Source organism: Enterobacter sp. BIDMC 29 (assembly GCF_019378755.1).
Taxonomy (GTDB): Bacteria; Pseudomonadota; Gammaproteobacteria; order Enterobacterales; family Enterobacteriaceae; genus Enterobacter; species Enterobacter ludwigii.
The window spans coordinates 4,130,989-4,139,269 of the sequence record NZ_CP080000.1 but is presented as its reverse complement, the minus strand read 5'-3'; the positions used below and the strand labels follow the sequence as shown (position 1 = coordinate 4,139,269).

Sequence of the window (8,281 nt, the reverse complement as noted above, 5' to 3'; positions counted from 1 at the left end):
AATCCCAGCTCAGGATAACCTTTCCGGACTGGCCAGAGCGCATCGCGTCAAAGCCTTCCTGGAACTCATCGATGGAGAAGCGATGGGTGATAATCGGAGACAGGTCCAGACCAGACTGGATCAGTGCCGCCATCTTGTACCAGGTTTCGAACATCTCGCGGCCGTAGATACCTTTGATGAACAGCCCCTTGAAGATAACCTTGTTCCAGTCGATAGACATATCAGACGGTGGAATGCCCAGCATCGCAATACGCCCGCCGTGGTTCATGGTGTCCAGCATGGTGCGAAACGCCGGTGGTGCGCCGGACATCTCAAGACCCACGTCAAAACCTTCGGTCATGCCCAGCTCTTCCATCACGTCGCTCAGGCTCTCTTTTGAGACATCCACCGCGCGGGTCACACCCATTTTGCGCGCCAGGGACAGGCGATACTCGTTCACATCGGTAATCACCACATTGCGGGCACCAACGTGCTTCGCCACCGCAGCCGCCATAATTCCGATGGGACCCGCGCCGGAAACCAGCACATCTTCGCCGACCAGGTCGAAAGAGAGCGCCGTGTGTACCGCGTTGCCGAAGGGATCAAAAATAGAGGCCAGATCGTCAGAAATGTTGTCCGGGATTTTGAACGCGTTAAACGCCGGGATCACCAGGTATTCTGCGAAGCAGCCCGGACGGTTCACGCCCACGCCGATTGTGTTACGGCACAGGTGCGTGCGTCCACCGCGGCAGTTACGGCAGTGACCACAGGTAATATGACCTTCACCCGAGACGCGGTCGCCAATGTTGAAGCCTTTCACTTCCTGACCCATGCCCACCACTTCACCGACATATTCGTGGCCCACGACCATCGGTACCGGAATGGTTTTCTGCGACCACTGGTCCCAGTTATAGATATGAACGTCAGTGCCGCAAATGGCGGTTTTACGAATTTTGATCAGCAGATCGTTATGACCGACTTCCGGCTCCGGCACGTCGGTCATCCAAATCCCTTCTTCCGCTTTCAGTTTGGATAACGCTTTCATCACACGTCCTCAGGCAATTACGCCCAGCTGTTTGCCGATGCGGGTAAAGGCTTCCACCGCACGTTCAATTTGTTCAGGCGAATGTGCCGCAGACATCTGGGTGCGGATACGCGCCTGGCCTTTTGGTACCACCGGGAAGAAGAACCCGGTAACGTAAATTCCTTCTTTCTGCAGCTCGCGGGCAAAATTCTGCGCCACAACCGCATCGCCCAGCATCACCGGGATAATGGCGTGATCGGCACCGGCGAGCGTAAACCCTGCGGCACCCATTTTTTCACGGAACAGGCGGGCGTTTGACCACAGACGGTCGCGCAGCTCAGCGCCAGACTCCACCATTTCCAGGACTTTAATGGATGCGGCAACGATCGCCGGCGCCAGCGAGTTGGAGAACAGGTATGGACGGGAACGCTGGCGCAGCCACTCAACCACCTCTTTACGCGCAGCAGTATAACCACCTGACGCGCCGCCGAGCGCTTTACCCAGCGTACCGGTGATAATGTCCACGCGACCCATTACGTCACAGTATTCGTGAGATCCACGGCCGTTCTCACCAACAAAACCGACGGCGTGTGAATCATCAACCATCACCAGCGCATCGTATTTGTCTGCCAGGTCGCACACGCCCTTCAGGTTGGCAATCACGCCATCCATAGAGAACACGCCGTCTGTGGCGATCAGCACATGGCGGGCACCTGCTTCACGTGCTTCTTTCAGGCGCGCTTCCAGTTCAACCATGTCGTTGTTGGCGTAGCGGAAGCGCTTCGCTTTACACAGGCGCACACCGTCAATGATAGAAGCGTGGTTCAGGGCGTCGGAGATAATGGCATCTTCTGCGCCGAGCAGCGTCTCAAACAGACCACCGTTGGCGTCGAAGCACGAGGAGTACAGGATCGCATCTTCCATCCCCAGGAAGTCCGCCAGCTTTTTCTCAAGCTGCTTATGGCTGTCCTGCGTACCGCAGATAAAGCGTACGGAGGCCATACCGAAACCGTGGGTGTCCATGCCTTGTTTTGCCGCGGCAATCAGCTCAGGGTGATTCGCAAGACCTAAGTAGTTGTTCGCACAAAAGTTGATCACATGGCTGCCATCGGCAACGGTGATGTCCGCCTGCTGAGCAGACGTGATAATACGCTCTTCTTTGAACAACCCTTCCGCACGTGCGGTGTCGAGGTCGCTGTTTAACTGTTTGTAAAAATCACCACGCATTGCAATTCTCCAGACTCGGCAAATTTTGGCACATATTACCCAACCCTGGCCGCCATGACGAGATGACACATTATCTCTTCTCGTTTTTGCAGCATAAATCACGTGTACCCTTGCGCTATGTCGGTGAATGGCTGAAGGGCAGCCATACTAATGATATGATAAGAACATTAGCGTCCGGGATTGTCCCCGGACTCCACACTTCAAAGGTTACAGTTATGATCATCGTTACCGGCGGCGCGGGCTTTATCGGCAGCAACATTGTTAAGGCCCTCAATGACAAAGGCATCACCGACATTCTGGTGGTGGACAACCTGAAAGACGGCACCAAGTTTGTAAACCTGGTGGATCTGAACATCGCTGACTATATGGATAAAGAAGACTTCCTTATCCAGATTATGGCAGGTGAAGAGTTCGGCGAGATCGAAGCCATCTTCCACGAAGGTGCATGCTCTTCCACCACCGAGTGGGATGGCAAGTACATGATGGACAATAACTATCAGTACTCCAAAGAGATCCTGCATTACTGCCTGGAGCGTGAAATTCCGTTCCTGTACGCCTCTTCTGCAGCAACCTACGGTGGCCGTACGTCAGACTTCATCGAATCCCGCGAATATGAGCAGCCGCTGAACGTCTATGGCTACTCCAAATTCCTGTTCGATGAATACGTGCGTCAGGTTCTGCCTGAAGCCAATTCCCAGATTGTGGGTTTCCGTTACTTCAACGTGTACGGACCGCGCGAAGGCCACAAAGGGAGCATGGCGAGCGTCGCGTTCCACCTGAACACGCAGTTGAACAATGGCGAAAGCCCGAAACTGTTTGAAGGCAGTGACGGCTTCAAGCGTGATTTCGTCTACGTAGGCGACGTGGCGGCAGTGAACCTGTGGTTCTGGGAAAACGGCGTCTCCGGTATCTTTAACCTGGGGACAGGCCGTGCGGAATCCTTCCAGGCCGTGGCGGACGCGACCCTGGCGTACCACAAAAAAGGCAGCATTGAATACATTCCGTTCCCGGACAAACTGAAAGGTCGTTACCAGGCCTTCACGCAGGCGGATTTGACCAACCTGCGTGCGGCGGGTTACAACAAACCGTTCAAGACCGTTGCCGAAGGCGTAACGGAATATATGGCCTGGCTGAACCGCGACGCGTAAGTATGAAAATTCTGGTGATCGGCCCGTCATGGGTGGGCGACATGATGATGTCGCAAAGTCTCTATCGCACGCTCAAGGCGCGTTATCCCCAGGCGATAATTGACGTGATGGCACCTGCCTGGTGCCGTCCATTGTTATCGCGTATGCCGGAAGTTAACGAGGCGATCCCAATGCCGCTCGGCCACGGCGCGCTGGAAATTGGTGAACGTCGCAAGCTCGGCCATAGCCTGCGCGAAAAGCGCTATGACCGCGCCTATGTCCTGCCTAACTCCTTTAAATCCGCCCTGGTACCCTTCTTTGCGGGCGTCCCCCATCGCACCGGCTGGCGTGGAGAAATGCGCTACGGTCTGCTGAACGACGCGCGCGTGCTCGATAAAGACGCCTGGCCACTCATGGTCGAGCGCTACGTCGCGCTGGCCTATGACAAAGGCGTGATGCGCAGCGCAAAAGATCTGCCGCAACCGCTGCTCTGGCCCCAGCTCCAGGTCAACGACGGTGAGAAATCCCACACCTGCAACGCGTTTGGAATTTCATCAGAACGCCCTATGATCGGTTTCTGCCCGGGAGCAGAGTTCGGCCCGGCAAAACGCTGGCCGCATTATCATTACGCTGAGCTGGCAAAACAGCTGATCGATGAAGGTAATCAGGTCGTGTTGTTTGGCTCGGCGAAAGACCACGAGGCGGGTAACGAAATTCTGGCTTCGCTGAATACAGAACAGCAGGCATGGTGCCGTAATCTGGCAGGGGAAACCCAGCTGGAACAGGCGGTAGTTTTACTTGCCGCCTGTAAAGCCGTCGTCACCAACGACTCAGGCCTGATGCACGTCGCCGCTGCGCTCAACCGGCCGCTGGTTGCTTTGTATGGCCCCAGCAGCCCTGACTTTACGCCACCGCTTTCTCATAAAGCGCGCGTCATACGTCTGATCAGCGGTTATCACAAGGTGCGAAAAGGCGATGCGGCTGAAGGCTATCACCAGAGCCTGATCGACATCACGCCCGAGCGTGTCCTTGAAGAGCTTAACGAGCTGCTGTTGAGTGAAGAAGGATAACGGATGCGGGTATTGATCGTTAAAACCTCTTCAATGGGCGATGTCCTGCATACTCTACCGTCGCTCACCGACGCCATGCAGGCCATTCCCGGCATTCGTTTTGACTGGGTGGTGGAGGAGGGCTTCGCACAGATCCCCACCTGGCATGAAGCAGTAGACCGCGTGATCCCGGTTGCTATCCGCCGCTGGCGTAAAGCGTGGTTCTCAGCACCGATTAAGGCTGAACGTCAAGCCTTCCGTGATGCGGTGCAAGCGCAGCGTTACGATGCCATTATTGACGCACAGGGTCTGGTCAAAAGCGCCGCGCTGGTCACGCGTCTGGCGCACGGCGTTAAGCACGGTATGGACTGGCAAACCGCCCGCGAGCCGCTGGCGAGCCTGTTCTATAATCGCCGCCACCATATCGCGAAACAGCAGCACGCCGTGGAGCGCACCCGTGAGCTGTTTGCGAAAAGCCTCGGCTATGCAAAACCGGACACGCAGGGTGATTACGCTATTGCGCAGCATTTTTTGCGCGATGCGAAGACGCACACACCGCCCTATCTGGTCTTTCTGCATGCCACAACGCGCGATGATAAGCACTGGCCGGAATCACACTGGCGAAGACTCATTGAGCTAATGCAACCGACCGGCATCCATATTAAACTCCCGTGGGGCGCAGAACACGAAAGGCAACGCGCAGAGCGTTTGGCCGCGGGTTTTTCAAATGTGGAAGTGTTACCTAAACTCACGCTGGCTCAGGTTGCCGCGCAACTGGCAGGCGCCAACGCCGTCGTATCCGTGGATACCGGATTAAGCCATTTAACCGCAGCGCTGGACCGCCCCAATATCACCCTTTTCGGTCCGACCGACCCGGGACTGATCGGTGGGTACGGTAAAAACCAGCATCAAATGGTGAGTCCGACGCAGCAGATGAGAGACATTACCGCAGATGCGATTTTTTCGTTTTTACAGGGCAGCCATCGGCTTTCTAACAGGGATATTTAACCCATGAGTTATGTATTTCTGCTGATTTTACTTTTTCCGGTGAAACTCATCCGGAAGCTGTTTCGCAAAGACACGGGCAGAAACCTTGTCATTCAGACAGCCAAAATCGGTGACTTTATCAATGCAACGCCTCTACTGGCGTATCTGCAAAAAAGCGATGTGCTGATCAGCCGCAGCGTTAACGCATTGGCTCAGCATGACGACAGTATCGAAGAGATCTTTTTTGTGGAGCAGCAAAAGCGCAACCTGTGGCGTAAGCTCTGCTTCGCCTGCCGGATCATGAATCGCTACGACAATGTCTATCTGCTGCAGCCCAACAGTGTGAATCTCTTTTTCGCCTCAGCCTGTAATGCAAAAAACAAACAATTTTTAAGCACTTATACGCGCAGGTGGTATCACGGAATTTTTTATGCCACGGCTGATGGTACCGTTGAGCATGGCAAAAAGACGCTGTCCGTCACTAACTATCTCAAGCTCGCCGATCGCGCGCTCACCTGGCAGGATTCACCCAAGCACGCCACAAAGCCCCTGTTCAAGCCTGCGGTTTACCCGCAAATTCTCGATAAACCCGGGGTTATCCGAATTGGTATCAGCATTTCTGCCGGTAACAAAGCAAAGACGGTTCCCCCGGCAATCTGGAAACGTATTGTCGATCATCTTGCCGACCTGCCCTGCGAGTTTTATGTATTTGGCGCACCGAACGAGCAACCGTGGATGGATGACATCACCCGCGCTTACGGTGAAATTCCCAATTTTATCAACCTCATTGGCAAAATATCGCTCGAAGAGCTGCCGTGGGCGATATCCAAAATGGATTGTTATATTGCGTCAGATTCAGGGAATATCTACATTGCCGATGCGGTGGGCGTCCCGGTGGTGTTGCTGTTTGGCCCTTGCTGCCATTATGAACAACGTCCGCTTGGCAAGGTATTGCTGATTGGGAATGATGCGCATATTTGCTCGTATGTGTTTGAAACACGATATTATTTCTCTCAAGAGCGGGAAGAACTTTTCGCTGTGACAGACGAATCACTACGTGAGCTTAAAGATTTTATTCGCGAATTACCAAAAGCTAACACAATCACATCTCTCACTGATGCCCAGGGAAACTAATTTTTATGGCTTTTCTAAGCATCATTATTGCCGCGCATAATGCCGAAGATACCCTTCATGCCACTTTAGAAAGCCTGCAGAATGCGATTGGGAGTGCAGGCGATGCTGTTGAGATCATCATCTTTAATGACAGCTCAGATGATGGCACACAGGATATTATTGAAGCGTGGTTACCAAAATTACCTCATGCAACAACGCGATGTGTGGATTACCGTAACGTGGGTCGGGTCCGAAACAGTGCTGTTACGATGGCATCAGGGGACTATATTACGATGCTGGACAGCGATGACCGGCTAAAACCGGGCAGCATTCAGGATGCCGTGGATTTTCTGCAAGCACAGCGTCCAGATATGCTACTGACGCGCTTACGTGAAATTCGTGATATTCAAAAGATCACCTCAACCTGGCAGGGTTTCGACCCTGTGGCAATCTCACAACAAGACGCGATCTCCCGTTTTTTGCGACATAAAGACTTTCAGGCACATCTGATCGGCCAATTTATTCACAAAGACCTGTATAAAGCTAATCCTATACCTTCGATGGTCTGTTACGAAGATTTCGCTGTGTTCCCCGGAATGATTATGCAAGCGCATAAAATATTTTATCAGCGTCAGGGGCATTATTATTACATCAAACGTCATGGAAGCTTATCCAGCGAACTTGATGCCAGCAAAGTCTCTTCACTTGTTGATTGCACGCTTCGCATGGAAGAAACCTTCCCGCGCAGTTTTAAACATCTCATCAATTGTCACTGGTTTGATATATACAGTAACCATAAAAAGTATCTCTCGACGCCACACTTAAATCTGGTAAAAGATCGGGTGAGCCAGCTTTATTCGATTTCGTTCTTTATGGACACACATATTCGGTTTAGTTATAAGAAAAGGGTTATTGAGGCATTATGGAAAAAATAAAACTTCGACTTTATCAACTGACACTTTTTCTGAGCTTCATCTCTTTGATGCTTGCATTAGTCAATTCAGGGAAGCAACGTGAGTTTTTCTATATTGCAATTTATATCGCTATTCTCGGTTTAGCGTTTGAATATAAAAAAATTACGCTAAAACCATTCTCAATAGCACTACCCATATTTCTTATTGGATTACTGAACTTTGTCTGGTATATGGTCTATGAGTACCATAGCGAAGGCTTAAACATGTACAGCGATTATCTCGGTGCAAGTAAAAAATTACTTTTGGCGAGTATTCTCGTTTTCTATATTGACCGTTTTAAAGATTATATCGACAGAGAAAGCTTTAAGAAATATTTTCTTTTAGCGACTGCGACAGGATTTGCACTCGCAACCGGTTATGGATTGTGGCAGGCATCGCAAGGTATGGCTCGTGTTGAAATGGCAATCAATCGAGCCACGGTCTCTGCCTATGTTTACTCCGTGCTGTCACTTGCCTTTGTGTACAGCCTTTACCTCCAGCAAAATGTAAAGCTCTATGTTCTGGCCGGTTTTACCATTTTGGTCTCGTTCTTTGTTATTCTTTTAACCGGAACGCGTGCTGCAATGGGGCTCTATTTACTTCTTGCTATCGTCATGACGCTTTATCATTTCAGAAGAATTCATCTGAAATCGACTCTGATCTTTTTATGTATTGTGGCGGGTATTGTAGTCGTAAGCTACAAGCCTTTGATTTCACCTAAGATTATGCAAACGCAAATCGAAGTCGATAAATATCAGAAAGGTTACGATCGCACTTCTCTCGGCGCACGTTTTTCCATGTGGACTATCGGTATTCAAAATG

8 protein-coding genes are annotated in these 8,281 nt (G+C 51.6%); 6 read left to right on the top strand and 2 right to left on the bottom strand.

From position 1 onward, the window contains the following. Together tdh and kbl are read right to left on the bottom strand one after the other, a co-directional pair. The coding region (gene tdh, locus JTA15_RS18365) for an L-threonine 3-dehydrogenase (RefSeq protein ID WP_020882675.1) at nt 1-1,024 on the bottom strand (1,024 nt) is incomplete at its 3' end. Between the two features lie 9 nt (nt 1,025-1,033). Beyond that, nucleotides 1,034-2,230: a glycine C-acetyltransferase gene (gene kbl / locus JTA15_RS18360; protein WP_020882676.1), complete on the bottom strand. Its 1,197-nt coding sequence runs from the start codon at nt 2,228-2,230 to the stop codon at nt 1,034-1,036. Nucleotides 2,231-2,445: 215 nt separating this feature from the next. Here kbl and rfaD point away from each other — a divergent pair, with 215 nt between their 5' ends. The 6 genes from rfaD to JTA15_RS18330 all read left to right on the top strand — a co-directional run. Then, nucleotides 2,446-3,378 carry an ADP-glyceromanno-heptose 6-epimerase gene (rfaD, locus tag JTA15_RS18355; protein ID WP_058653899.1) on the top strand — a complete coding sequence of 311 codons (933 nt, stop codon included), beginning with the start codon at nt 2,446-2,448 and terminating at the stop codon, nt 3,376-3,378. Between the two features lie 2 nt (nt 3,379-3,380). Then, complete coding sequence (gene rfaF, locus JTA15_RS18350) at nt 3,381-4,427, top strand: ADP-heptose--LPS heptosyltransferase RfaF (RefSeq protein ID WP_020882677.1); 1,047 nt, start codon at nt 3,381-3,383, stop codon at nt 4,425-4,427. 3 nt (nt 4,428-4,430) lie between these two features. After that, on the top strand, nt 4,431-5,414 hold the full coding sequence (rfaC, locus tag JTA15_RS18345) for a lipopolysaccharide heptosyltransferase RfaC (protein WP_032679328.1): 984 nt from the start codon (nt 4,431-4,433) through the stop codon (nt 5,412-5,414). Between the two features lie 3 nt (nt 5,415-5,417). Then, nucleotides 5,418-6,527: a glycosyltransferase family 9 protein gene (locus JTA15_RS18340; RefSeq protein ID WP_150343612.1), complete on the top strand. Its 1,110-nt coding sequence runs from the start codon at nt 5,418-5,420 to the stop codon at nt 6,525-6,527. A 5-nt stretch (nt 6,528-6,532) separates the two neighbouring features. Continuing rightward, nucleotides 6,533-7,441, top strand: a complete 909-nt coding sequence (locus JTA15_RS18335; RefSeq protein WP_219372576.1) for a glycosyltransferase family 2 protein — start codon at nt 6,533-6,535, stop codon at nt 7,439-7,441. After that, a partial coding sequence (locus tag JTA15_RS18330) for an O-antigen ligase (RefSeq protein WP_255580125.1) occupies nt 7,429-8,281 on the top strand: 853 nt, incomplete at its 3' end. The genes JTA15_RS18335 and JTA15_RS18330, both read left to right, overlap by 13 nt.